Source organism: Nocardia speluncae NBRC 108251 (assembly GCF_001613245.1).
Lineage (GTDB): Bacteria > Actinomycetota > Actinomycetes > Mycobacteriales > Mycobacteriaceae > Nocardia > Nocardia speluncae.
On sequence record NZ_BDBZ01000051.1, the window covers coordinates 1 to 24851 of the forward strand.

At 66.1% G+C, this 24851-nt stretch carries 19 protein-coding genes and 2 pseudogenes; 8 read left to right on the forward strand and 13 right to left on the reverse strand.

The window, feature by feature from the left end:
• The 9 genes and pseudogenes from NS6_RS33035 to NS6_RS33080 all read right to left on the reverse strand — a co-directional run.
• Positions 1 to 1920, reverse strand: a 1920-nt coding sequence (locus NS6_RS33035; RefSeq protein WP_443093663.1) for an nSTAND1 domain-containing NTPase, incomplete at its 3' end; no start/stop codon positions are given.
• Between the two features lie 109 nt (positions 1921 to 2029).
• A complete protein-coding gene (locus tag NS6_RS33040) occupies positions 2030 to 2404 on the reverse strand; it encodes a Het-E N-terminal domain-containing protein (protein ID WP_068050221.1) in 375 nt (124 codons plus the stop codon).
• 195 nt (positions 2405 to 2599) lie between these two features.
• Positions 2600 to 4125, reverse strand: a pseudogene (locus NS6_RS33045) (ISL3 family transposase).
• A 77-nt stretch (positions 4126 to 4202) separates the two neighbouring features.
• On the reverse strand, positions 4203 to 5192 hold the full coding sequence (locus NS6_RS33050) for a hypothetical protein (RefSeq protein WP_157113082.1): 990 nt from the start codon (positions 5190 to 5192) through the stop codon (positions 4203 to 4205).
• Positions 5193 to 5255: 63 nt separating this feature from the next.
• Complete coding sequence (locus NS6_RS33055) at positions 5256 to 5771, reverse strand: hypothetical protein (protein WP_157113084.1); 516 nt, start codon at positions 5769 to 5771, stop codon at positions 5256 to 5258.
• A gap of 383 nt (positions 5772 to 6154) precedes the next feature.
• Positions 6155 to 7978 carry a hypothetical protein gene (locus NS6_RS33065; RefSeq protein ID WP_068050228.1) on the reverse strand — a complete coding sequence of 608 codons (1824 nt, stop codon included), beginning with the start codon at positions 7976 to 7978 and terminating at the stop codon, positions 6155 to 6157.
• A gap of 10 nt (positions 7979 to 7988) precedes the next feature.
• Positions 7989 to 9251 carry a cytochrome P450 family protein gene (locus tag NS6_RS33070; protein WP_068050230.1) on the reverse strand — a complete coding sequence of 421 codons (1263 nt, stop codon included), beginning with the start codon at positions 9249 to 9251 and terminating at the stop codon, positions 7989 to 7991.
• A 68-nt stretch (positions 9252 to 9319) separates the two neighbouring features.
• Positions 9320 to 10483: a cytochrome P450 family protein gene (locus NS6_RS33075; protein ID WP_084471682.1), complete on the reverse strand. Its 1164-nt coding sequence runs from the start codon at positions 10481 to 10483 to the stop codon at positions 9320 to 9322.
• A gap of 124 nt (positions 10484 to 10607) precedes the next feature.
• Positions 10608 to 11498, reverse strand: a complete 891-nt coding sequence (locus tag NS6_RS33080; protein WP_084471684.1) for an SAM-dependent methyltransferase — start codon at positions 11496 to 11498, stop codon at positions 10608 to 10610.
• Positions 11499 to 11880: 382 nt separating this feature from the next.
• On the opposite strand from NS6_RS33080, the gene NS6_RS33085 reads away from it, so the two are divergent.
• From NS6_RS33085 to NS6_RS33095, 3 genes are all read left to right on the forward strand, one after another.
• Entirely contained in the window at positions 11881 to 13050 is a 1170-nt protein-coding gene (locus NS6_RS33085) for a helix-turn-helix domain-containing protein (RefSeq protein ID WP_068050235.1), read from the forward strand.
• Positions 13050 to 13889, forward strand: a complete 840-nt coding sequence (locus NS6_RS33090) for a class I SAM-dependent methyltransferase (protein ID WP_068050237.1) — start codon at positions 13050 to 13052, stop codon at positions 13887 to 13889. Before NS6_RS33085 ends, NS6_RS33090 begins: the two co-directional genes overlap by 1 nt.
• 1531 nt (positions 13890 to 15420) lie before the next feature.
• Positions 15421 to 15669: a hypothetical protein gene (locus NS6_RS33095; protein WP_157113085.1), complete on the forward strand. Its 249-nt coding sequence runs from the start codon at positions 15421 to 15423 to the stop codon at positions 15667 to 15669.
• A 9-nt stretch (positions 15670 to 15678) separates the two neighbouring features.
• Here the strand turns inward: NS6_RS33095 and NS6_RS33100 are convergent, their stop codons facing one another.
• Both NS6_RS33100 and NS6_RS35075 read right to left on the reverse strand, forming a co-directional pair.
• Positions 15679 to 17295 (reverse strand): recombinase family protein, encoded by a 1617-nt coding sequence (locus tag NS6_RS33100; RefSeq protein WP_068050241.1) that lies wholly within the window; start codon positions 17293 to 17295, stop codon positions 15679 to 15681.
• Positions 17296 to 17333: 38 nt separating this feature from the next.
• Positions 17334 to 17459: pseudogene (locus tag NS6_RS35075) on the reverse strand (transcriptional regulator); the annotation flags it as partial.
• Between the two features lie 157 nt (positions 17460 to 17616).
• Here NS6_RS35075 and NS6_RS33105 point away from each other — a divergent pair.
• On the forward strand, positions 17617 to 18207 hold the full coding sequence (locus NS6_RS33105; RefSeq protein ID WP_068050243.1) for an NADPH-dependent FMN reductase: 591 nt from the start codon (positions 17617 to 17619) through the stop codon (positions 18205 to 18207).
• 108 nt (positions 18208 to 18315) lie between these two features.
• The gene (hisN, locus tag NS6_RS33110; RefSeq protein WP_068050245.1) at positions 18316 to 19101 is read left to right on the forward strand and encodes a histidinol-phosphatase; all 786 of its coding nucleotides are present in this window, start codon (positions 18316 to 18318) and stop codon (positions 19099 to 19101) included.
• 119 nt (positions 19102 to 19220) lie between these two features.
• On the opposite strand, the gene NS6_RS33115 is transcribed toward hisN, so the two are convergent.
• A complete protein-coding gene (locus NS6_RS33115; RefSeq protein WP_068050313.1) occupies positions 19221 to 19760 on the reverse strand; it encodes a DinB family protein in 540 nt (179 codons plus the stop codon).
• Between the two features lie 222 nt (positions 19761 to 19982).
• Here NS6_RS33115 and recQ point away from each other — a divergent pair, with 222 nt between their 5' ends.
• The 3 genes from recQ (at position 19983) to NS6_RS33130 (ending at position 23755) form a co-directional block, all read left to right on the forward strand.
• Complete coding sequence (gene recQ, locus NS6_RS33120) at positions 19983 to 21845, forward strand: DNA helicase RecQ (RefSeq protein ID WP_068050247.1); 1863 nt, start codon at positions 19983 to 19985, stop codon at positions 21843 to 21845.
• A 98-nt stretch (positions 21846 to 21943) separates the two neighbouring features.
• Positions 21944 to 22714, forward strand: a complete 771-nt coding sequence (locus NS6_RS33125; RefSeq protein ID WP_157113087.1) for a hypothetical protein — start codon at positions 21944 to 21946, stop codon at positions 22712 to 22714.
• Positions 22715 to 22762: 48 nt separating this feature from the next.
• Positions 22763 to 23755, forward strand: coding sequence for a helix-turn-helix transcriptional regulator (locus tag NS6_RS33130; RefSeq protein ID WP_068050251.1), 993 nt, complete (start codon positions 22763 to 22765; stop codon positions 23753 to 23755).
• A 103-nt stretch (positions 23756 to 23858) separates the two neighbouring features.
• On the opposite strand, the gene NS6_RS33135 is transcribed toward NS6_RS33130, so the two are convergent.
• A complete protein-coding gene (locus tag NS6_RS33135) occupies positions 23859 to 24848 on the reverse strand; it encodes an alpha/beta fold hydrolase (protein WP_084471686.1) in 990 nt (329 codons plus the stop codon).
• Between the last annotated feature and the right edge of the window lie 3 nt (positions 24849 to 24851).

A 24851-nucleotide genomic window follows, 5' to 3' on the forward strand; every position in this document is an offset into this window, starting at 1 on the left:
GTCGGGACTGAACGCCACCGCATTGACGGTGCTGGTGTGGCCGGTGAGTTTTGCGGTGCGTGGGTTGCTGGCGGCGTGCCGGATCGCGTGGAAAGTTTCGTCGCTTTGGTGGATGCGCCATGCGGCCAAGGCGGCGACTCGGGAGCCGTAGGGGTCGGTGGTGTACAGGAGTTGGCTTCTGCTGATCAGGTTTTGGGCGACCGCAATCTTGCGTTGCTTGTCCGATTCCCAGGTTTGTTTTATCAAAACGCCTGCCGCAACAACAGTCAAGGCGACGACGAGTAGCACAAGCGTCGCGGTGAAGGCGGCGCGGCGGCGGGCAGCGCGGGTGGAGGCGGTGAGGAATCGGTGTTCGAGGTCGGTCAGAGGGGTATGGCGGTCGGGTTCGGTGATGATCCGAGCGACGGTGGCAGTGGTGGTGTCGAGGACGGTTCCGGTGAACAGGTAGGAGTTGTCGCGTCCGTGCTCGTCCCAGACGGAGGCCGCGTTGTGTAGGCGTGTGCGTACGGCCCGGTCGGCGCGGGTGTCGGCCAGCCATTCGTCGCGGAGTAGCGGCCACGTACTCAACAGCACTTCATGGCTGATCTCGACGCTGTCATCGCCCAGGGTCAGCAACCGTTCGGCGGCGAACGCTTCCAGTACCGCCTCGACGTCCACGGCCTCACCCGCGATCTCGGTGAGATCGCTACGGCGGGCACGGTCAGCGGTATCGGTGCCGTCCGGGCCGACGACCGTGAGCCGGGTGAATACCGTGCGCGCCACCACCTGCTGCTCGGGAGTGAGGTCGTCGTAGGTGCGCTGGGCACTATGGGCGACCGCGCGGTCGATCCCGCCGACCCGGTCGTAGTCGGTAGCAGTGAGATTGTCGCCGGCCCGTTGACGCCAGGCCCGGTCCAAGGCGTCGGAGACCAGCGGCAACACCCCCGCCCCCGATACTGCGGTGGGTGTGTTCGAGGTGATGCGGGTAGCGGCACGCACCTCGCGCAGTAACTGTTCGGTGAGCTCGTCCTCGACCCGGGACCCGGCTGTCTTGGCGGGCTCGGTGATCGCGAGTCGTAGTTGGCGTTCGGTCATCGAGGTGAGCATGCACCGATGCCGGATCGCCTCGGCCAGCCCTTCGAGTTCGGCGCAGTGAGCCTCGAAATCGGAACGCACCACCAACACCACCAGCGCCGGCGGTGTCCCGGTCTCGGTCTGCGGTGTGGTCGCTGCCGCATGCAGGGCCCCGACGAACCCTTCGCGCAGGTTCGGGTCGGTGCACTGGGTGAAGATCCGTTCGAACTGGTCGACTACCACCAGCAACCGGCGCCCACCATCGGGTGGCGCCCCGGGGGCCACGGTAGTGGCCTGGGCGGCAGTGGCCGCGAATCCGGTGGGGTCGTGGCGCAACTCCCGACGCAGGGTCGCCGCGTCCATGCGGGTTGCGCTGGCCGTCGCGTCCGCCAGGTCGTCGAGGGGCGAGCTGCCTGGGCTGAATACCACGAACGGTGGCCACCGATCCGCTCCTGGTAGCCCGTCCACGGCGCCGCTGCGGATGCGGGGTAGCACGCCGGCCCGCATCAGCGAGGACTTCCCGGAACCGGACACCCCGCCCACCGCCACAATCCTCGGTTCGGTGAACGCCTCGGAGAGCTGGTGCAGCACATCGGTGATCGCGGGATCACGACCGAAGAACAACGGCGCGTCGTGCTCCCCGAACCAGCCCAGACCCCGATACGGGAACTCGACCCTGCCGCCGGCATCGATCAATGGTGCGGGTGCAGGCCGGTCAGGAGACATTCCCCGATACTTGTAGATGGTGATGTTCTGGGTGTTGCCGTCACCGACGATCACGCCCTGGCTGTATCGAGCATCGGTGAACCCGGCGCTACCGCCGGCCCGATACCCGGGTCTCTCGGCACCGGTGCGGTCTAGTTCCACCACGTCTCCGCGTTCACCCGCATGTGGATCGGGCCACCGGCCCGCAGGCCGAGCGCTGCCGGGCGAGGTAACATCACATACCGGGGGTCGCCGTGGAGCTGGCGCGTTGTCACTGGTAGGTGTTGTTGTGGAAGGTGATATTGACGGTGCCTCCGTCGCCGGCATGCACACCTTGTGCATGCCGCAGATCGTTGAACACCTGTTTCGACGGCACCGCATCGAGCACACGCTGCGCGAGCACCTGCCCCTCGACGTCGTCACCGACTCCGGCACGCCGCACCGCTGCCTCCACCACAGCACGATCACCACCGGCGCAGGACTCGTTCGCTTCGAGTGCCGCGGCAACCTCCATGTCCGCGCCGTCACCGCTGATACGGCGACGCAGTGCCCCGTACGCGTCACGCACCGCAGCCGATGCCGCCTCCTGCCCACCCGCAGCAGCACCAGTGAGCAACGCAGTCACAATCATCGTGAACGGATCCATCAACGCTTCCCCTTCAGACCTGTTGCACGGCAACGTTACACACCTCGCCAACATATAGCGTGCAGTTGCCGGAAAGTATCGGTGACACGGGGAGCGACATTGGCAGTGACGGGTCCAGTGCTGTTCGCGGAATTCGGGGTTATGGGACTATCTCGCTATCGGCTCTGGTCCACTTTCGGTGGTGGGCTCCTGAGTTCAGGCCAGGAGGATGCGGTGGCGGAGTAGCCGGAATCCGGCTCGCCCATACATTTGTCGTTTGATCAGTTTCGTTTTCGTGTTCACGCCCTCGACCGGGCCGTTGCTGTAAGGCAGGCAGAGTCCGGCCAGGACCGCGTGGTAGTCGCGGTCGATCGCGCGCAGGAACGGGTCGAGTTCAGGTAACGCCGCAGCATGGGCGCTGGTCATCCAGTCGTCGAGGTCGCGGCCGCGGCGTTCGGTGACGATGCGGGCGAACCTGCTCACCAACTCCGCGAGCACGGTCAGGTCCGGGCAGGTCGCCAGCAGCTCGGTCAGATGAGCGTGCCGCTGCTCGCCCAGTTCGCTGGGGCGGGTGGTGATCCAGGCGGTGAGTCGGCGGGTGAGGGCATGACCCGGGCCGACTCGGCGCGGCCCTGGTTCGGGTACTTGTGCAGGAGGTTCAGGCTGCCGGTGTAGCCGAGGGCGGTGATCTCGGCCAGCAAAGTAGTGACCGCGACACCGGGTTCTGTAGCGCGGCGGATGCGCAGGTGATCACGGTAGGGGTCGACCAGGCTCGCCCGGTATTGCGGTGGCCGGCGCAGCTTCTCGGGTTCGCTGACCCGGGAATACCGTTTCACCGTATTGAGGCCGAGGCCCAGCCGGCGGGCGCAGTCCATGAGCCCGACCCCGTGATCGAGGAGATCGTGGACGGCGTGCCAGTGGGCGAGTGTGGTGGTTTCACGGGTCAACTGCCGGCGTTTCGGGCCGGCAGCAGCCCAGCGGCGGGCATGGGCGGCCACCACCTTCTCCGCTGCTCGCACCAGGTTGTGCCACAAGTGCCAGCAGTCGGCGACCTGGAGTGCGGTCGGGGCCCCGCGGCGGATGGCTTCGGCATAGGTTGCCGACCCGTCACGCACGACGAACTCGACCCCGGGATGGACCCACAACCAGGTTTCCAAGGTGCCCGAACGGCGGTCGGGCAGGACATCGACGCGCTGGTGGGTCGCGCCGTCGATCAGCACGGTACCGTAGCGGTGGCGGCGCAGCAAGGCGAAATCATCCACACTGAGCACCCTCGGCACTTCCTGGGTCTGCAGCGGGATACCGAGCAGTACTCTCACCGCGGTCTGTCGCGATAATCGTACCGACCACCGCCCGAGCATTCGGGCCGCGGCCCGCCCGGCCAGCTCCCGCACCGCCGCACGCACGTGCCCGGTCAACCGGGTAGTGCGCCGCTGATACCGTTCCAGCACGCCGGGGACCTGTTCCCGGAACGTGCGCTGGCATCCCTGCGTCGGGCAGTACAGGCGCCGGACACGCACCCGCACGATTACGCTGCGGCCATCGAACGGCAGGTCGGCCAGCCGTCGTTCGTGAACTCCATGAACCCGAGCCGAGCCCGCACCACAACCAGGGCATTCGGCCACACCACCGGGCGTCCGGGCCCGGACCAACAGACGCGAGCCCGCCATACCCACATCCTCGGCAACCAGTGGCGACAAACCTGAAAACAGCACGCCGACACCAACACTCACCTCATCCACCGGGCTATCGTGCCGCCGTCACCTCACAGGCACCACCGAAAGTGGGCCAGAGCCGAAGAAAATCCACAGTCCCGGGGTTATCGTTCGCGGTTGATACCCCGCTCGCGTTCACGGTTACGTTCGTGTTCGCGGGCGCGTTCGCGAGCGGACCGGCCGCGTGTGGTTTCTGCTGGTGATGGTGGTTCGCGGTGGGGAGAAGGAGCCAGGGGCATGGGGAAGCTCACCGTGAGTATGTCGGCCATCTGGCGTTGGGTCGTGGGTAGGTGGATTCCGTTGCGGGCGGCTTCTCGTTGCTGGCGTGCGGTCTCTGCGAGCCGCTGGGCGGCTTCTTGCTGCCGCCGCAACGCCGCCGCGTCGGCGGCTTGTCCGGCCTGGGTTTTCTCGGCGGCTTCGCGTTGGGCTCGATCGACCGCTTCGGTGTGGCCTCTGGCTGGTGTTTGGTGAGCGGGGGTGGCGATTTCCCGTGCCTGTTGGTGGGCCGGTTCTCGTGCGGGTGAGTGACGTTCGATCGAGTTTTCCCGTGCCTGATTTTCTCGTGCCCGTACGATCTCCCTGATTTTCTCCAGCCGTTTGCGGGCGCGGTCGGCGCGATCGAGCTCGTAGGGGCGGATCAGTTCGAGTTGTTTGGCCATCAGGGACTGGCCGAGCCGTATCGCGCGGACAGCGTCGGCGCGCGATACGACTTCGTGCTGGAATCGGCCGGGGAAGTCGCGGGCCATGTCCGCGAGTTGTTTACGGGTTTTGTCGGGGAGCCTTTCGCCGGCCACTGTTTCCCAGCGGCTGTGGCTCATGCGTCCGGTGGTGAGTGCTGCGCGTTCTCTGGTGAGTTGATCGTTGGCGTCGCGTTCGTTGACCCGGCCTGATTTCCGTTCCACGCCTTGAGTACTACGTCCGTGGGTGCGTGCGGAGTCCAGGATGCGGGCACCGGCACCGGTCCGGACTTCGAATTGCCGGACCCAGCCTTTTTCCGGTGTTTCTCCGCGCTCGCGTGCCCGGCCGAGTTCGAAGTACAGTCCGCGTTCGTATCTGGTCAGCCGCCGTCGGACGGCGTCGTATTCGTCGGGCACGGCAGTACCCACCCCCGTTGCAGGCGAAGCGACATCAGTGAATCGGTGAGGTGGCGAACGGGGTCAGGTGGCGGACCGTGTTCGGCGGGCGCGGCGGACGGCCTCGGTGATGTTGTATTCGATCATTTCCGGTCCGTCGTCGTCGCGGAACAATCGTTGCGCCATGATCATCATCGCGACATCGGAGACGTGGTCGTTGCCGAGCCGGACGGTCGGGCCGATCTCGGTGTAGAGGGGCGGACCCCATTCCGGGACGTTCATCCACCTGTATCCGGCGCGTCGGACGTAGCATTCGCCCTGGAGCCGGATGTAACCATCGGCGAGATCGTGGTTTTCCGGTGCGGTGAATCCGGCCCAGTCACCGAACAGCGGTATCGCGGCTTTCATGATCTGAGTGGAATGCGGTTGCTGCCACCATTCGGCGTCTGCGGGCAGGTCAGGGACTGCCACGGCGAGAAATGTCCGTATCCGCGTGTCCATGTGCTCGGGTGCAACCCAGTCCAGCCAGGCTCTGGTCTTGTCGTCGAAATCGAGTGCAAACCCGATCTGGTCGTCGTTGTCCACGAAAGATGCCTCCATAGTGTCGTCGTAACTTCGGTCGCCTTCGCCTGCAAGGCATTGTCCCGGAGCGAAGCGATTCAATACCTGCGCAGCCCCGTTGCGATAGAGGAGCGGTCGGGCGTGGTGGAGGGTCAGGAGTTGGTGTATCGCCAGCGAGTTCACGATCATCTCCGATGGCCGGTGGGGTTATTCGTAGTGGTCGTCGTCGTTGTGGCCACCGAGGTAGGCCACCGCGCTCAGTGATTGCAGGCACCACGGCCCGTGACCGGCGTGGGCGGTTCGAACGAATATCGCCTCACCGAGCGAATCGAACCTTGTCTCACAGCTGGTGCAGTCTCCGTGCTGGATGGTCCACAGATCTCGATCCGGCCGACCGGCCCGGACACGAGGGAGAGGTGGGTTCATTGCGCTGTGAACGTGTGCTCGCCCCACTCGGCGAGGTGGCTCCACGCTTGTAGGTAGTCGGGGGCGAACATCGGCGCCCCGGACAGTTCCGGGATATCGAAGGCGGCGGCGAGTACGGTCTGGTTGGCGACAATGATCACCCGGTTGCGGCGCAGTTCGTCGTGGATCTCCTCAGCGAGGTCCGGGGACTGCTGGCTGTGGGCGTTGTACCAGCCGCTGTGCCGGTCGAGGTAGGTCAGCGCCACCACCGCCGCACACGCTCGGGCTATGGTGGCGGCGGCTGGGTCGGTGGCCTGGTCCCCGGCGATCAAGGCGGCGGTGACCACGAGCCGGACCCCCGTTGTACGCGCGAGGTCGGCCCTTGTGGAGTCGATTCCCAGCGCGGTACCTTTCGGTTCGTATTCCTCGTCGTAGGAGCCGGAGTGTTCGATCCCGCTCGCGATATAAAGGTCGAGGGCCAGAGTGTGTTCCCGGGTAATGATCATGTCGAGCCACCACGACGACACGGTCGGGGCGCCGGGCAGCTTCAGCGTCGACAAGGCGTGATGCGTGCGGCCGGCCGCCTTCTCCAGGACTTGGGTATCGCCCTCGGCGGTTTTGGAACCGCGCGCGCCTGCGATCCAGTCGGGGTAGTAGTTGCAGCGCAGTTGTCCCTGGGCGCCCGCGCGAGCGCTACACGTGCGCAAAGCTTTCTCCGCGATGGTGGTCAGGACGGGTTTGACCACCGTCATCCACAGCGGCAACCGGGCCTGCTGGGCGGGATCGACGCTCAGGTCGCGGATCATCCGGCCCAGCACGCTGCCCGCGTAGACATGGGCGGCGGAGGTGACGAGGTCGCGTTGCAGAACGTCACTGTGACCGTGAGGCCGCTGTTTGCTGTAGTTGATCAGTCCGGCGACTCCGGCGCGGGCGGCGGAGATGTTGGCGGTGGACAGGTCGAGGCGGCCACCGATCAGCGGGCTGATGGAGCGGTGGCAGCGCTGCCGTATATCGGGTTCGTCGCAGCGGAACTCAGCGCCGTCGTCGGTGATCGTGGCCCATTGCCCGCCGAGGAATCCGGCCCGTGGCACGAACAGCCGGTCGGCGCGGGCCCAGGCGTGGTCCATGGCGGCACCGAGTTTGCTGGACATCTCGCCGACCTCGACACCGTCGGCCAGTCCTTCGTCGAGGGTGCGCAGGCGGGACAGGAACAGGAACACGCCCTCGTCGCGGCCCTCGAAGATCAGGCGCGCGCTGAACACCACGATCTTCGGCACCGTGGGGTCGGCGATGTTCGGCGGGCCTTTGACCGACCCGATCGTGGGGTTGGACAACCAGAACCCGTCCGCGTCAGGGTCCCACCTCGCTTCCATTTGCTGGTCGGCGCCGTTGGTGCCGCCGAGTTCGGTCAACGCGAGGACACCGACGGCCGCGCCGGTGTCGAGTTCGGTCAGGCAGTTCTGTTGGTAGGGGGCGCCGGTGCCGTGGGTGAGAATCGCGCCAATGGCGAGGTCGAAGTGCCCGGTCCACACCGTCAGCAGGTGTGGGGCGGCGACCGCGGCCCAGTCGCCGAAGGCACCCCGCAGGTGGATATCGGCGGTGATCTCGTGGGCGGGGAGCCCGATCTCGCCGAGGACCGCGCGCAGCAGGTCCGGGGCGATGCCGGCCTCCATCGCGTAGGTCAGGTGGTCTGGGGGAACGTCACCGAGTCGCATGATCAGCTCGCGGGCTTTGCGGTGGGTGGCCAGATACGGGCCGTAGATCGAGTCGCGCAGCGCGGCCACGGTGGGGTCGTCGCCCTGGTAGCCGATAGGGCTGATCTGGTCGAGTGTTGTTGTCATGGCGGGCAACTCATTTCCGTGAGGCAGGACCGACAGGGATCGGCAACGGCGGTGCAGGCGGGAAGGCGACCGGCACGGCGGCCGGTGCCCGGTGGAATGGTCCCGGCCGCCACGGGACCTCGTCGGTGGTGGCCGCGAGTTCGGCTTCGGGGAGGGCGTCGAAGAAGTGCGCGATGGCCTCGACGGCGATCTGCTGCGACATCTCCCGGGCGATGTGTGGGCAGGCGTGGGGGCCGCTGCCGAAGGCGAGGTGGGAGTTGTTGTCGGTCCAGCCCTTGTTGCCGACGATCGCCGGGTCTGTGGTGGCGGCGGCCATGCTGACGAGCACCGGCTGGTCCGCGGGCAGCCATACGCCGTCGATCAGGACGGGTTGGCGGGGGTAGGAGTTGCAGAGGTTGGCCATCGGTGGGTCGTTGGCGAGGGTCTCTTTCACCGCATCACGCACCGGTGGCGTGAACTGGGCGGTGTCGGGGCGGTATCGGGGGTCGGTCAGCATCCGCCGCATCGTGTTCGCGATGAGGTTGCGCACCGGTTCGATGCACGCGGAGTAGATCGTGACCAGCTGCGACATCCGCTCCTGATCACTGAGCCCCGGACAGTCGTGCACCAGCACCGACGCGATATCGCGGCCCGGGTCGCGACGCTTGTTCTCGATCAGCTTGAACAACCCCGACGCCACCTGCATGTTGACCTCGTCGGTGTTGACGCCCTCGAACATCGCTGCGAACGCCGGCCGCAGCCGGTTACCGATTCCTGGTGGGCAGCCCACGGTTTCGTTGAGCACGGTGATCACGACCGGGGTGATGTAGTCCTCGATCAGCTCAGCGTCCCCGTTGAGGCAGAACTGGTTGATCAGCTCGGTAGCGACACGGATCGTGTGCTCCCGCACCGCGTGAAGATCGACGACCGCCAGTGCGTGGATGAGCGCATCCCGGTAGAAGGCGTGTTCCTTGCCCGCGGTCCGCAGCGGGTTGGGCCGCCACTCCAGCATCGGCCGCAGCGGATGATCGGCCGGGAGACTCTTCTGCCAGTTCCGCGGATCGGCCGGAAAACGGTCCGGATCATTCAATATCCGCACCGCCGTGTGGTAGCCGAGGACCAGCGTGGCCGGGACGTCGGGGGCGAGTTCGACCGGGGCCAAGGTTCTTCCGCCCTGGCGCATGCGTTCGTAGGCGGCATACGGGGCGATAGCGAAGGCGGGGGTGTAGAGCTTGGTCCTCGGGCCGAGGCTTTCGATCGAAACTCCACCGGCCCGGGACTGTCGGGTGATCATCGTTCTTCGGGTCCTCACGAAACAGGCGTCACGACAAGACGAAATGGCGAAAGAGGGGGAGGGGGAGATCAGTACGGCAATGGCCGGGGCGGGGCGAACCTCACCGGTAACGCCGTCACACAGCGGTGAAACGGGCTCGCCCGCCACACCAGGTCGGCGGCCAGCCGCATATCCGGCACAGCGTCCATCAACTGATCGAGAGCGGCGGTGGCGATCAAAATCGCCAGACCACTGGCCGGACAGGCGTGGGTCCCGGCCCCGAATCCGAGGTGCGAGCGGTTACCACGCCGATCCCCCTGGGCCACGGCAGGGTCGCGGTGACACGCCCCGAGACCGATCACGACCGGCTGGTGTGCAGGCAGCCAGACGTTGCCGATCAGCTGCGGGACCTGCGGGTAGCGCACACACCACTGCGCCAGTGGCGGATTGTCGAATAGCACCGCGTCGAGTACGTCTCGCGTGGACAGGCTGCCGCCGAGCGCCGCGTCCATCCGGTCGTCGGTCAGCATCGACGCGACCGCGTTCGTGATCAGACCGATGGTGGATTCGACCGCCATCTCATAGATCAGCACGAGCTGCGCGACCACCTCGGCCTCCAGCAACCCCGAATCGTGCGCGAGCAGCCACGACACCACATCAGCGCTCGGCGCGGTGGTCTTCCATACCACCACCTCCTGCAACACCGATTCCAGTGTTCGACGTCCGGCCACACCCGCATCCCCGGCCTCAGCCAAGGCCGGGACTGCTCGAGCCACCTCGTCCACCAGTTCCTCTGGCACACCGACCAGAGCGTTGACCGCAGCCAGCGCCAGTGGGGCGGCGAACTGCGTACGCAGCTCCGCCTCACCGCGAGCCCAGAACTGGTTGATCAGGTCGACCGCGGTTCGCTCCACGCCCGCCTGTACCGCGTGCTGGTCCACCCGCCCCAGCACCGCCGTATGCGCACCCCGAAACCGGGCATGGTCGGTACCGGATGTCCGCGCGGGCGTCGGCCCCGACCCCAACATCGCCCCGACCGGACACCCGGCCCCCGTACGCCGCTGCCACCCGTCCGGATCGGGCGAGAACACCTCCGGGCTGTGCAGGATCTTGAGCGCTTCGGCATGTCCCACCACCAACGTCGCCGCTACCCCCGGGGCCAGCTCCACCGGCACCAGCGCCCCGAACTCCGCCCGCCACCGCCGGAAGAACCCGCGCGGATCCGCCGCGAAATCGACGGTATACAACGGCACCGCCCTCGCATCAGCCTCCACCGGCGACCCATGCACCACCGGCTGAATATCCCCGTGGCCAATAGACCTCGTCACAATAATCTCCCCTGCTCACAGAACTTTTCATAACGCACCGAACCAGTGCTCAGCCCCTGGACAACCACAACAAGGGCGGACGCTTGTAACCCACCGCACCGCGCATCGTCCGCTCGGCCAGCGACCTTCCCTCCTGGCCGGGGCCGGGGCCGGGGCCGGGTCCGGGTCCGTCCGGCCACCATTCGTCCAGCTCGACGAGACCGGGAGGCAGTACTTCGAGACCGTCGAAGAATTCGAGAATTTCTTCGCGGGAGCGGTACCAGCCCGAACCCACACTTTCGACGAACACCTGTTCGAGCTGTCGAGCCAGTTGGTGTGCCTCGGGGTGCTCGGGGCCGGGGTCGTAGAAATGGGTGACCGCCACATATGACCCGGTCGGCAACCGATCGATCAGCTCACGCATCGACTTGACAGGCACGAGGTCGTCGCCGAGGTGGTGCAGCACCGCGCCTGCGAGCACGCCGATGGGCCGGTCGAGGTCGAAATACTGGCGGACTCTGTGGTGTTTCAGCAGCGTGCCGGCTTCCAGGAAATCCGCCTGGACATAATGGGTGCGATCGTTCCGCTCGAGCAGCCCATGCCCGTGTGCCACACACAGCGGGTCGTTATCGACATACACGACTGTGGCGGCCGGATTCTCCAACTGCAGGATCTCGTGGATGTTGCTCACTGTGGGGAGCCCGGCACCGATATCGAGAAACTGATCGACCCCGGCGGGCCCGGCCAGATACCGGGCCACCCGATGCAGCCACCGCCGATTCGCCAACGACACCTCTCGCTGGGTAGGCGCGACCTCGAGGACCCTATCGAAAGCTGCACGGTCGACCGCGTAATTGTCCTTACCGCCCAGGCTGTAGTCATATACCCGGGAATTACTGGGCCAGGTGGTATCCGCTCCAACCGGGGCACAGGCACCGGTTCGTGGTGCTGTCTTGTGCATGAAAGATCCGCTCCAACGTGGCGTGAGGGTGAGGTCAGCAACGGACCTCTGGGCGGGTGTTCGGTGACGCAAACGCGCGTATCGTCACGCTGTCGGTCCGAGGGCCACGTCGGCTCGCGTTTCGCTCGTGTTGGGCTACTGTCGCAGGCGATATGGCGATAATCAGTTCCATGTCCAGCACCTCTTCGGCTCCGTCGACGGTCATGTCGGGCGCCTCATGCCACGGATGGCGACCGTAGGCCGCACACGGCTCGTGCGGCAGTGGGTACTGATGGGAGACGGGAACACCCCGCCCGGCACCAGGCGCTGGTCTTGACGTTAAAGGCCAGATCGTCACCGAACTTTCAAATTTTCTTCAAATTGAAAGTGCTAGGGTCGGGGCATGAAGAAGGGCGACAGCATCGGCGTGCGAATCGCCACCCAGCGGAAGATGCGCGGCTTGTCGCAACATCAATTGGCCACGGCAGCCGGTGTCAGCTACAGCATGATCAGTAAGGTCGAGCGGGGTCACGCCTCCGCGAGCCCAGCGATGATCGGAATGATCGCGCGAGGACTACGAATCGACGCCTCCCGCCTCTACGGAGATGAAGACGAAGAGCAGAGACGGGCGTTCGATTTCGCGCCGATCATCCGTCGCACCCTGGCAGCAGTGGATCTCATGTCCGACGATGTCGAACCGATACCTTTGGATCTCCTCAAACCACAGGTCGCGCAAGTCATGAACTGGCGACGAAGTACCCGCTACCGGAAGGTGGCCGAGATCCTGCCCGACCTCGTGGACCACTTGCTGGTATCGGCCCAGGAAACAGGGGAGCCCGCCTATGCGTTGCTCACCGACACCTATCGTGCCGCGAATTCACTCGCGCACAAGTTCGGGTACACCGACTTGTCGATGACAGCAACTGAACGGATGGAATGGGCAGCAATGAAAAGCGGCGACCCGTTGCGGCTCGCGACAACGCATTTCGTCAAAGCCTCCACCCTCGCGCGCATCGGGGCCACACCGCAGGCGATGAAGCTGCTGATGCGGGCGATGGCCGATATCGAACCGTTCGTCGCTGACAACCCGATGGCCGAAGCAGTGGCCAGCACCCTGCATATGAAAGCGGGCACCATCGCAGCGACGCTGTCGGATACCGACGCTTCTGCGATGCATTTCACCGAAGCTGCGCGTCTCGCAGCGAAGTTCGGGGACGGCATCGTCTACGACACGGTGGTCGGGCCGGCCAACGTGCAGATCTACCAGGTTGCCGCGGAGACCGAGTTGGGCCGCCCGGACCGAGCTATCCAGATCTCACAGAACACGCAGCTACCCACCGGGATGGCCAAAGAGCGCCAGACGTACTTCTGGCTCGACTCAGCACGCGCACACCTGTTGGCCGGTGATCCCGACGCGGCGATCGACGCGCTGTATGAGTCCCGCGCTGCAAGTCCGGAACACTTCCGCGGATCCCCGACAGTCAAGGCCACAGTCGAAACAGCCGCCAAACAACAACGCCGGGTAGACACGACTCTGCAATCCCTGGCGAACTCGGCAGGAGTCAACTACTGATGCAACACAAATCCGATGAACTGTTCCAAGGCGCAGCGCCCTACTATGCACGCCACCGGCCCGGATACCCACCGGAGTTCTTCTCCGAACTTCGCCGCCGGTTCGACTTGGACGGTACTCAAACGGTCCTCGACCTAGGTTGCGGCACGGGACAGATCGCTATTCCAGTGGCTGCCGCGGTCGCCAGAGTGTTCGCTGTCGATCCTGACCCCGATATGCTGGTCGAAGGAAAGCGCAGCGCCGCCGGTACCACCAATATCGAATGGTTACGTGGTGATTCCAGCCAGCTCGCCTCCCTGAACCTGCCACCTCTCGACCTGGTCACCATGGGCAAATCGTTTCACTGGACCGACCGCCCGGCCCTGCTGACCGAGCTCGACACCCGCATCCGGCCCCACGGCGCGGTGGTAGTGGTCACGGCAGCCTTACACGACGCCGCAACCGTCGCCCCATGGGACGACATTGTCCGCACTTTGCGGGATAAATACCTCGGTGCACGACGCCGCGGCGGCAGTACTTACCGGGGATACCAGCATTCGGAGGAAACACACTTGGACGTCCTGGCCCGCTCGCCATTTTGCGAAGTCGACGTCACGCGATCAGGCTGGAGTATCGAGCGCGACATCGATGCAATCGTCGGTTTGCAGTTCTCCTTCTCCTACTCCAACCCAGCACAATTCGGCTCCGACGAGCGCTGCGCAGCATTCGCCGACGAACTGCGGGAAGCACTGCTCGACAGGTACCCCAACGGCACAGTCACCGAACCCCTCACCATCGAAACCCTTATCGCCACCCGCCCTACTTCACGAACGACCACACGATCAGCGACACCTGTGTGACCTCGAGGTGGACCACGCGGCCGACGGCGACGACAGTACGGAAACAATCGTGGAAGGGGGTCGCGTGGCCACCCTGCACGGCCGAGAAGGAGTACGAGCCCGGCCCGAAGTGTTCTTCCTATCCCTACAGGGGTAATCCGGGGTAAGTGCAAGCCGCGGATACCGGCGTCTACCTGCCGGTTTACGGTGTTTTAGTGGGTCAGTTTGAATGATCCCCCGACCGAGCCCCGGAATGACCCGCTGGCTGACCCGCCAATTGACCGCAGGCATGTCGGCGAGTGGCGCTGCTTCCGGGTCGATGGTGGATTCACCCCATACATGGGGGATCCCGGGCAGCAGCGCTGGAAAGTTTGGGTGGTCGACCTGTGGTGCTGGTAGAGGGTGAGTGGGCCCCGCCGAGCGGCCCGCCGGGTGGCCCGGGCCTACCCGATCCCGTCGACACGGAGAAGCGAAGCCTTCGGCCGGCGCCGCTCGACTCGGCGGGTCCTCGATCGGCTCCGGCAGATATCGTCCCGTTGAGCTGCGGTTGCGTAGGGCAGGATATGAAACGGATAGGTTTGGACGCGGTCCGGAAGTAGTCTGGGTGCGGTTCAGCGACTGGCATTTCAGGTGGGACGAGCGGTGAGCCAGGTCGCTGCCGTGAGGTCATTCGGTGGGAATTAGGCGTTCGGCAGCGGGGTTAGCGGACTTGTTGCTGTCAGGGTGGGGTGTTCGTTTCGGGCCGTGGTCAATTCGTGGGGTTTTACATGGGGAAGTACGTGGGGAGATACGTGGGACGATCAAATGTCCGCACCCCCTACCTCGGATATTCGCAGGTAACGGGGCGCATACCCGTGCGGAGGTCATCCAGGATTGTCTATTCATACATAGTGAATAGACATCCGTGGGTGGCGCTGGCGGGCGCCTGCTGACCGCGGGCGGCGCTCGGGCTGCCCGCCTCGGTGCCAGTTGTCCGACGTCCGCACCACTCGGTTCGCGGTGGTGCTGTTTCGGTGTGTTCGGGTTGGTTGCCTTCGAGCTTCGGCTGCGTGCCGCGGGCAGTGTGCGATGCCTTGAGTGCGTCGGCGTGCTGTCCTGCCGGGGCGGCAAGCCACGCGCTCGTCGTGAGCCGGTGATCAGGGGTGCAGTGATGAAAAAATTTCCGTGCCTGTTTCGGTGGTGAGGTTGCGTGCCTGTTTCGGTGCACTGATCAAATCGAACCACCCGTGCCCGGGGTCTCCGCTGCTCACCGGCGGTATATCCATGCGGATGTTACCCGGGATTGTCTATACATACTCGTTGTATAGACATCCGTGACGGTCATATTGGCGCCTCCGGTCTCTTGTTCTGGCTGATCATGTGAGCGCTTCCCGCCTCGTGCTGCGCCTGGTTCTCACGGCCGGTACCGGCGAGCGGCGCGTTGCCGATAGTGGCTCGTCTCGGCACGAAGGGATCTCGGTTTGGGGAAATCCTTGCCGGGTGTGTCCCGAAATGGCGTTTTCGGCGGGAGTAGTAGATGAATGCATTCGTCTGCGTGAGGGAGCTGCCCGCCATGACCGGACAACCGACCGAACCCGACTCGCCCTCGCCCGCGCCGGACTCCGACCGGCCGGCGGTGGTGGTGCCGCTGGATCCCGAACGGATCGGCCACTGGCGTCGAGTCGTCGCCGAACGCGAACCCCTCGACCGGGTCGAACTCGACGCACTCGCGGCCATCCTCGACCGTGTCCGGGCACGGAAACGGGCCACCACCGACACCGACACCGGTAGCGACCCGCATCAGTACCCGAACGCCGCCTGACAGCGCGCGTCAGGCCACAGAAACCCCGTCCCCGGCCCCGGTGCCCGCCTCCCGCGCGGCGCGGGCACCGGGGCCGTCCAGTGGCCGGGGCCGGGGTGTGGTCTTGTCCACCAACCGGATCCGGGACGGATCGAACCTCGGCCCCGCCGTGGTGGCCGGGCCGACCACGAGACGGCTGCCGCGCAACGCACGTTTGATCATGGCGCGCTTGTCCGCAGTACCCGCGTCCTCCCACTGCGCCGCCCACGCCTGCGCGGACTCCGCCCGTACTGCCCGGGAGTCCTCGACATCGTATTCGGCGTCGAGCGCGTCGAGTTCGGCCTCCAGCTTCGCAATTCGGGCATCGACCCCGGCCATCACCGTGTCGTAGCGGTCCAGGCTGATCTCCCCGTTACCCAGACGCGCCGACATCACCGTCGCGGTCTCACGCGCCTCGGCCAGCGCGTCGGCGATCGGGCGGCGCCGCCGGGCCAGATCGTTGGCTGCGGCGATCAGCGCATCTGCGTGGCGGGGATCGGACAGGGTCGCCACCACCAACGCACCCACCTCCCTATCCAGGGTCCGGGCGTCGATCGAGATACGGTTGCAGCCGCCCCCGGTCTGCCGCTTCTGACACCAATACCGGCGGCGTACTTCACCATCGGGATACGTGCGCCCGTACTGAGGGCGGCCGGTCAATCCCCGCCCGCACAACCCGCAATGCACCAACCCCGAGCACAAGTAGTCCGCGCTCGCGGGCCGCCCCACCCGGGTCGTATCCCGCAGCAGGCACAGCCGCTCCCACTGCTCAGGCGTAATCAGCGGATTCGCATTCTCCATTGCGGTCACGATCTCGCCGTGATGGGTCACGAACCCGGCATACCGTGGGTTGAACACCAGCCGTTTGACCTTTTCCCCGCTCCATGCGCTGCCGGTACGGGTGGTGATCCCACGCCGGTTCAAATCGACCGCGATCGCCTTGTAGCCGACCGCCTCCTCTCCGATCCCAGTCGTCGTGTCCCGGCCCGCCGCTGCGGCTTTCGCCTGGATATCCGCATGCTTGTCCAGCACGCGGGCCACCATCTCGCGCACGATCGCCGCCTCGGACTCACGGATAGTGATTCCGTCCTTCTCATACCCGTACGGGCGGTGCGTGTGATTGGACTCCCCGCGCGCGACTTTCACCCGCTTACCGCGCTTCACCCGCGAGGACAGGCGATCCGATTCATAGGCAGCCGCGTTGAGCTGATCTCGAAAAGTTTTGCGGCCGTTGGCTGTTTCCAGGTCGTATTCGCCCTCGCTGTCCAGCACGACCAGGCCCCGCTCGGCGGCCAGGATCAACCGTTCACCCTCGATCGGACGACGAGAGAACCGGGCCATATCGAACACGACCACCCCACCGGTCTCCCCGGACTCCAGCCGCGCCATCAACGCATCCCACTTCGGCCGCCGCACCCTCGGATTCCACGCCGACCGCCCATCATCGACATGCACCTGCCCCACCGTCGCACCCAAGTCCTGCACCCGCACCGTGCAGTCATCGACCTGCCCACCAGTAGACCGCTGCCGCTCATCACCCACCCGCGACACCCGCGCATAAATATCCAACACCAGACCACTACCGGCCGTAACCAGCGGTTTCGCCATGAAATCACTCCCCAACGGTTAGGGGCTACTAATCACATGCTAGCCCCGGCCAGCGTGGCCAGCTCCGCACGGCGCAGCCCGGGGGTTCGGCGCCGCGGCCCGGTGGGCAGCCCCACCTGAGCGGGGCCGACCGCCTCACGCCGGCTGCGCAGGAACAGCCCCATCTCGTTCTCGCTCACCTGTTCACGGTATCCGGGCGCGCCCCGCCGTGGGTGTCCCTGTCACTACCACTCTCCGCGCGGTCTCCCTACCGGAGCAGCGGCGCGGCAGATTCGAGATCGGACGGCGGCCGCCGGGTCGCCCGACAGGAGGGAGCACACCATGTCCGTTACCCCGTTGCGTCTCGCGGTGATCATCGGAAGCGTCCGGGAGGGCCGGTTCGGCACCGTCGTGGCCGCGTGGTTCGCCGCACAGGCCGCCACCCACGGGCGGTTCGAGATCGACGTGATCGACCTCGCCGAGGCCGACATACCGCTGGTACTACCCGCGGTATCGCCCGCAATCGAGCCGAACCCCGAACGCCCCGCCGGTATGCGCGACCTCACCGAACGGCTTTCCGCCGCCGACGCGTTCGTCATCGTGACACCCGATTACAACCACAGCTACCCGGCCTCGCTGAAAGCCGTGATCGATTGGCATTTCACCCAGTGGCAGCGCAAACCGGTCGCCTTCGTCGGATACAGCGGCGCCACCGGCGGGCTCACCGCGATCGAACACCTGCGGCAGGTGTTCAGCGAGCTGGATGCACACACGGTCCGCGAATACGTATCGTTCCCGCGCTACTACCTGCTCTTCGGGGCCGACGGGCAGTTGCTTGCGCCTGCCGAACCCGAAGAGGCGGCGCAGCAGATGCTGGACCAGGTGCACTGGTGGTCGCAGGCGCTGGTTGCGGCGCGGGCGGTCGCGGTGTGAGCCCTGCTCGGCGTGCCTCGTCCTTGCCGTGCGGGCTGCCGGTGGGAAGTACGACGAGTTCGGTACGGCGCCGTGGTGACGCGGCGCCGACTCGCTAGGGTTTCCGGTGTGGCTGCTCACTCCTCTGACCTCGAACTCGCGTTACGCCTGGCCGACGAGGCGGACACGATCACCCGCGAACGGTTCGGCGCGCTGGACCTGAAGGTCGACGCCAAACCCGACCTCACCCCCGTCTCCGACGCCGATCTGGCGGTGGAAGAGGCGATCCGCCGGATGCTGCGGCACGGGCGCCCGGATGATTCGGTGCTGGGGGAGGAGTTCGGAGGCAGCGCCGAGTTCACCGGCCGGCAATGGGTGGTCGATCCGATCGACGGCACCAAGAATTTCGTGCGCGGGGTTCCGGTGTGGGCCACGCTGATCGCGTTGCTCGAGGACGGGGTGCCGGTGGTGGGGGTGGTGAGTGCGCCCGCGCTGGCCCGGCGCTGGTGGGCCGCCGCGGGGCAGGGTGCGTGGTCGACGTTTCATCCCGGTGCCCCCCGGCCGATCACCGTTTCGGCTGTCGCCGAACTGGATTCGGCCAGTCTCGCGTTCTCCAGCCTGTCCGGTTGGCGTGCCCGCGGTCTGCGTGAGCAATTCCTCGGACTGACCGACGACGTGTGGCGGGTGCGTGGCTACGGTGATTTCTTCAGCTACTGCCTGGTTGCGGAGGGGGCGGTGGATATCGCTACCGAACCCGAGGTTTCGCTGTGGGATCTGGCCGCCCTGGACATTCTGGTCCGGGAGGCCGGTGGCACCTTCACCACACTCGACGGCCGGCCCGGCCCGCACGGCGGGGACGCGGTTGCGACCAACGGACGCCTGCATCAGCCGGTTCTGGATTATCTCGCCCGGTAGACCGGTCCAGGAGTCGATGAACGGGAGGCGAGGCGGTGGCTCACCCATACCGGCCGGTCGGCCGCGCAATGCCGGGTGAGCTGGGCCCGCCTCATTCCGAGACGGGCCGGACCACGGCTTCAGCCCATTGTCTTCGCTCCGTCGATGGCTTCGCGGATGATATCGGCGTGGCCGGCGTGCTGCGCGGTCTCGGCGATGATGTGTAGCAGCACCTGGCGAGCCGACCAGGAATCCTCCTGGAACCACGGTGCCTTGGGCAGCGGCCAGGCGCGGTCGAGATCGGTGGTGGCGATCATGGCGTCGGTCCGGGCCGCCACGTCGGCATAGGCATCGAGGACTCCGGCGAGTGTTTCGTCGGGCAGCAACTGGAACTCGGTGGCGCGCTCGGCGAAATCCTCGGCGGTCATATCGTCGAAGTCCTTCATGGCCCCAGTGCCCTGCACAATGAAGTCCACCCAGCCGCGTTCGACGCCGGTGACGTGTTTGATCAGGCCGCCGAGGCACAGCTCGCTGGCTGCCGGACGGCTCGCCGCCTGCTCGTCGGTCAGCTCGCGGGTGGTGAATCGCAGGAAATGGCGTGTCTTGCTCAGGACGGCCAGTAGATCGGCGCGTTCACCGGTCAGCGGGGTGGTCTTGTCGAGGGCGGCGGTCTCGGCCATGGTCTGCACCTTTCATCGAGGGCTGGTTCGTTCTCTCCGTGTTCGATGGCCACGCTATTCCGTATAGCGGCCACTTTTTGACCTCAATTACCCCGAATGTAGAAAACCGGGCACCAGGTGTGTGTGCCGTCAGTTGTCCCCATGTGTACAACTCGGGCGATCCGGCCCGTCCAGTCCTTCTGCTCGCGGCGCGGGAATCGCGGTCGCTCGTAGGATGGCCGCGTGGATACCGCCGAAGACACCGCTGTGGCAGCTCCAGCACACTCCGACGACGCCGCCCATGAGGTGTTACGCCGGGTCTTCGGGTACGACAGCTTCCGTGGTGAACAGCACTCCATCGTCGAGCAGGTGATCGATGGTGGCGACGCGCTGGTGCTGATGCCCACCGGCGGTGGCAAATCGTTGTGCTATCAGATTCCCGCGCTGGTCCGCGCCGGCGTGGGGGTGGTGATATCGCCGCTCATCGCGCTCATGCAGGACCAGGTGGATGCGCTGAGCGCGCTCGGCGTGCGGGCCGGGTTCCTCAATTCCACGCAGTTCCCGGACGAGCGCCGGGCCGTCGAGGCGCAGTTCGCGGCAGGGGAACTCGATCTGCTGTATCTGGCTCCGGAACGCTTGCGGATGGAATCCACGGTTGCGCTGCTGGGCCGCGGCCGGATCGCGCTGTTCGCGATCGACGAGGCGCATTGTGTTTCGCAGTGGGGTCACGATTTCCGGCCCGACTACCTGGCGCTGTCGGTACTGCACGAGCACTGGCCGGATGTCCCCCGGATCGCGTTGACAGCCACCGCCACCGAGAAGACTCGCGACGAGATCATCACCCGGCTCGATCTCGGCGGAGCGCGCCGGTTCGTCGCCAGTTTCGACCGGCCCAATATCCAGTACCGGATCGAGCCGAAGAACCGGCCCGATCGCCAGTTGCTCGATTTCTTGCGCACCGAACATCCCGGTGACGCCGGAATCGTCTACTGCCTGTCGCGGAATTCGGTGGAGAAGACCGCGGCATTCCTCAGCGAGAACGGTATTCGCGCGTTGCCCTATCACGCGGGCCTCGACCATCGCACCCGTGCCGAGAACCAGGCCCGGTTCCTGCGCGAGGACGGGCTCGTCATCGTCGCGACAATTGCGTTCGGAATGGGTATCGATAAGCCCGACGTCCGTTTCGTCGCCCATCTCGATCTGCCGAAATCGGTGGAAGGTTACTACCAGGAGACCGGCCGTGCCGGCCGCGACGGCCTGCCGTCGACGGCCTGGATGGTCTACGGACTACAGGATGTGGTGCAGCAGCGCCGGTTGATCGATTCCTCGGACGGGGACGCCGCGCACCGCAGGCAGTTGCAGCTGCATCTCGACGCGATGCTGGCACTCTGCGAGACAATCGATTGCCGCCGTGCACGATTGCTCGCGTATTTCGATCAGCGCGCACAGTCGTGCGGAAACTGCGATACCTGTCTGAGCCCGCCCGAATCGTGGGACGGTACCGTCGCCGCGCAGAAGCTGCTGTCGGCCGTGCTGCGCCTGAAACGTGAACGCGGCCAGAGCTTCGGCGCGGGCCACCTGATAGATATCCTGCTCGGCAAGACGAACCAGAAGGTCCAGCAATACGACCACCACGAGCTGAGCGTGTTCGGTGTCGGTACCGATCTACGCGATACCGAATGGCGCGGAGTCGTCCGGCAACTCCTGGCACAGGGTTTGCTCGCGGTGCACGGTGACTACGGAGTGCTCACCTTGACCGAGGCCAGCGAAAGCGTCCTCTTCGACGGCCGTACGGTGCGCTTCCGCCGGGAACCCGAACGCCCGGCTCGCTCGCGGGCGGCGCGTAGCGCCAAGGCGGCGAAATCGGCGCCGATCGACCTCACCGATGCCGATATCTCCCTGTTCGACAGGCTCCGCCAGTGGCGTGCCGATACCGCCAAGGAACAGGGTGTCCCGGCCTATGTGGTGTTCCACGACGCGACCCTGCGCGAAATCGCGGCCCGCAAACCGGGGGATCTCCCGGCACTGGGAGCGGTGAACGGTGTGGGCGAGAACAAGCTCGCCCGCTACGGCGAGCAGGTGCTGGAGGTCGTCGCCGCGGAGTGATCGGGACGCGAAAGATACTGCCTGCGGGGCAGTTTCACCCGATGGCTTCTCCCCGCCAGTGACGATAGGGGACTGAACAGACCACCTAGCCTGGCACTATGCCCAGCAAGCGCACTCCGTGGTCAGGCTCACGCCGCGGAGTCGACTTGCCTGCCGACCGGTTCGGTCTCCTGGACCCGCGAGTAATCGATGCGGCGCGGCGCGGTTCGGCCGGCAACCGGACGCGGGGGGCCGACGCCTACGGATCCGCCGTCACGGCCGGCTCACCCGGTTCGAGTCCGGCCACCGCCGATGTCATCCTCGATGAACAGCCGCGGGCCGCCGGTCACGCGGTATCACCCGGAACGGGCGAGCCGGATCCGGCCGGGTATCCGAAGCGGGACGGTGGCGTGCACCCGGCGTATTTGGGTGGGCACGCCCTGCTGGGACTTGTGCTCGGGATCGCGATGCTGCTGGCTGTCGGTGGCTTCTGCCTCGGTCGCGCTACGGACCCCCATGCGGCCGGGGCACCGGAAGTCACTACTTTTGTCGCGGCCACTCCGCAAGTGGTCGCCGCCGAGTCGGCCCCCGCGGTTGCATCGCCCCGGCCCGAGCCGGTCCGGCCCGCATCGCCGGAGGTCGGTGTCGGGTTCGTCTTCGGCAAGGTTCGGGCCAACGACGGCGGGGTTCTCATCGTGAACAGTGAGATCACCCGGTCGGAGGTCGTCGTGTACTCCAACAGTTCAACCAAGCTCTACGTGCTGATCGCGAGCGATCCGGCCGGTATCGATATCGGCGCTCCCGTGTGGATCTACGGCCGCAAACACGCGGACGGGTCGCTCACGGCCCGCACCATCGCGGGTATCTCGATGCACGGCAACACCAGTTAGTCGTACCCAGCGGTCAGAAACCGGCCGCAATTCGACGACAATCGAAGTATGGCCAATACGAGCACGCGGACCCTGCGCCTGCTGTCGCTGTTGCAGACCCACAAGTACTGGCCGGGCACCGAGTTGGCCGAGCGTCTCGACGTATCGCCGCGAACATTGCGCCGTGATATCGATCGACTGCGTGACCTCGGCTACCCGGTCGAGGCGCAACGCGGCGTCGACGGCGGCTATCAACTGGCGGCAGGCGCGGCGCTGCCCCCGCTGATGGTCGACGACGACGAGGCGGTCGCGCTGGTTGTCGGACTGCAGGTGGCGATGCAAGGCATGGTCGAAGGCGTCGCCGAATCCTCGGTGCGGGCGCTGGCCAAGGTGGTGCAGGTAATGCCGCCGCGACTGCGCCGCCGGGTCGAGGCGATCCGGGCGATGACCGTTCCGGCCGATTGGGGTGGCCGGTCCGATCCGGGGCCGGATCCGGCTGTGCTCACCACTGTCGCCCTGGCTTGCCGGGACAGCGAGCGCCTGCGCTTCACCTACATCGCGGCCGACAGCCGGCGCAGCGAGCGCCACGCCGAGCCACACCGCCTGGTCGCCCTGGGGCGTCGCTGGTATCTGGTCGCCTTCGATCTGACCCGGCACGATTGGCGCAGTTTCCGGATCGACCGGCTCACCGGGCCCGCTGGCGACGGTTCTCGTTTCCGTCCACGTGAGCTGCCCATCGCCGACGCCGCAGAGTTCGTCCGGGCCGGGGTCGACCGGATTGCGCGCCCGTACCGCATCGAAGTCATGGTCGAGGCCCCCGCCGACGCGGTCCAGGAACGGATCGGACGCTGGGCTTCGGTCGAGGCAGTCGGCCCCGGCCGCTGCCGGGTCTCGATGACCACCGATTCACTGGACTGGCCCACCATGGCGCTGGGTTCACTCGAGGCCGAGTTCCGGGTGCTCGAACCGCCGGAGTTGATCGCACAGATCCGTGCCTGGGGCGAGCGTTTCGGCCGCGCGCAGGCCGGCCCGGCAGACCATTGCGCGGATCGCGAGTCGTGACCCGATCCGGATTTCGGGGACGACGGCGCAGCGGGACTCTCACCGCCGGACGTGCCCGGCCGTGCCGACCGGTTTCAGCTCAGCGCATCCCGTTCCCTCGGACCTACTCGCTCGGGACAGGGAGTTGCCGGCCTCGACCGAGTGCTTCACCGGCAGTCACGGCTGATCCCGCCGCGAGCTCGCCCTGCTGCACCGCGTCCACCAGTTCGGTGGTCGCGGTCGCGAGGAGGCCGGGATGGGAGAACGGCATCCAGTGCCCGGCCGAGACGTCACGGCGCCAGAGTCGCGACACCCACCGCGCCGAATCGTCGTATCCGGCCGGCCGGACCGCGATATCGCGCCCGGCGACAATCAGCTGGACCGGAACGTCGGTGGTCCGCTCGCGCGGCTTCATCAGATGCGCGACGATATTGGCCCGATAGATGAGCAGGCCGTTCACCATGTCCTGTTTCAGGGTGGGGCCGAAGAAAATCGTCGACGGCGCAGTGTTGTTCATGAGCTGGATGAACCGCCGCCAGCGCTGTTCGGTGGCGAGCGCACCGAACGCCAGCCGCGGCAGACCCGGAGTCATGAAGAACCCGGTGTAGGCCGACGACAGCAGCTGAGTGAACGGCTGCCAGATATTGCGTGCGCTCGGCCGGCGCAGCCGGTCCCGCACCCAGGCGGCCAGATGATCCAGATTCGGGCCGGAGACCGAGGTGAACGAGGCGATCCGGGCGTTCGCTTCCGGTTCGCAGACCGCCTCCCACACCTGCACCGAACCCCAATCGTGGGCGAGGACGTGCACCGGCCGGTCCGGACTCACGGCCTCCGCGACGGCGAAGAAATCGGCGGCCAGTTCGGTGAGCCGGAAATCGGCGACTCGTGCGGTGCGAGTGGAGGCGCCGTGGCCGCGCGTATCGTAGGCGACCACGTGAAAGCGCTGGGCCAGCAGCGGAATCACGCCGTTCCACAGGTGGTGGGTATCGGGCCAGCCGTGGACCAGGACGACGGTTTCGGCGTCAGGATCGCCGTATTCGTAGACGGCGAGGTCGAATCCACGGTGGTGCACCGTCTGTTCGGTTGCCGGGTAGTCGGATATCGAGACCGTCACGCT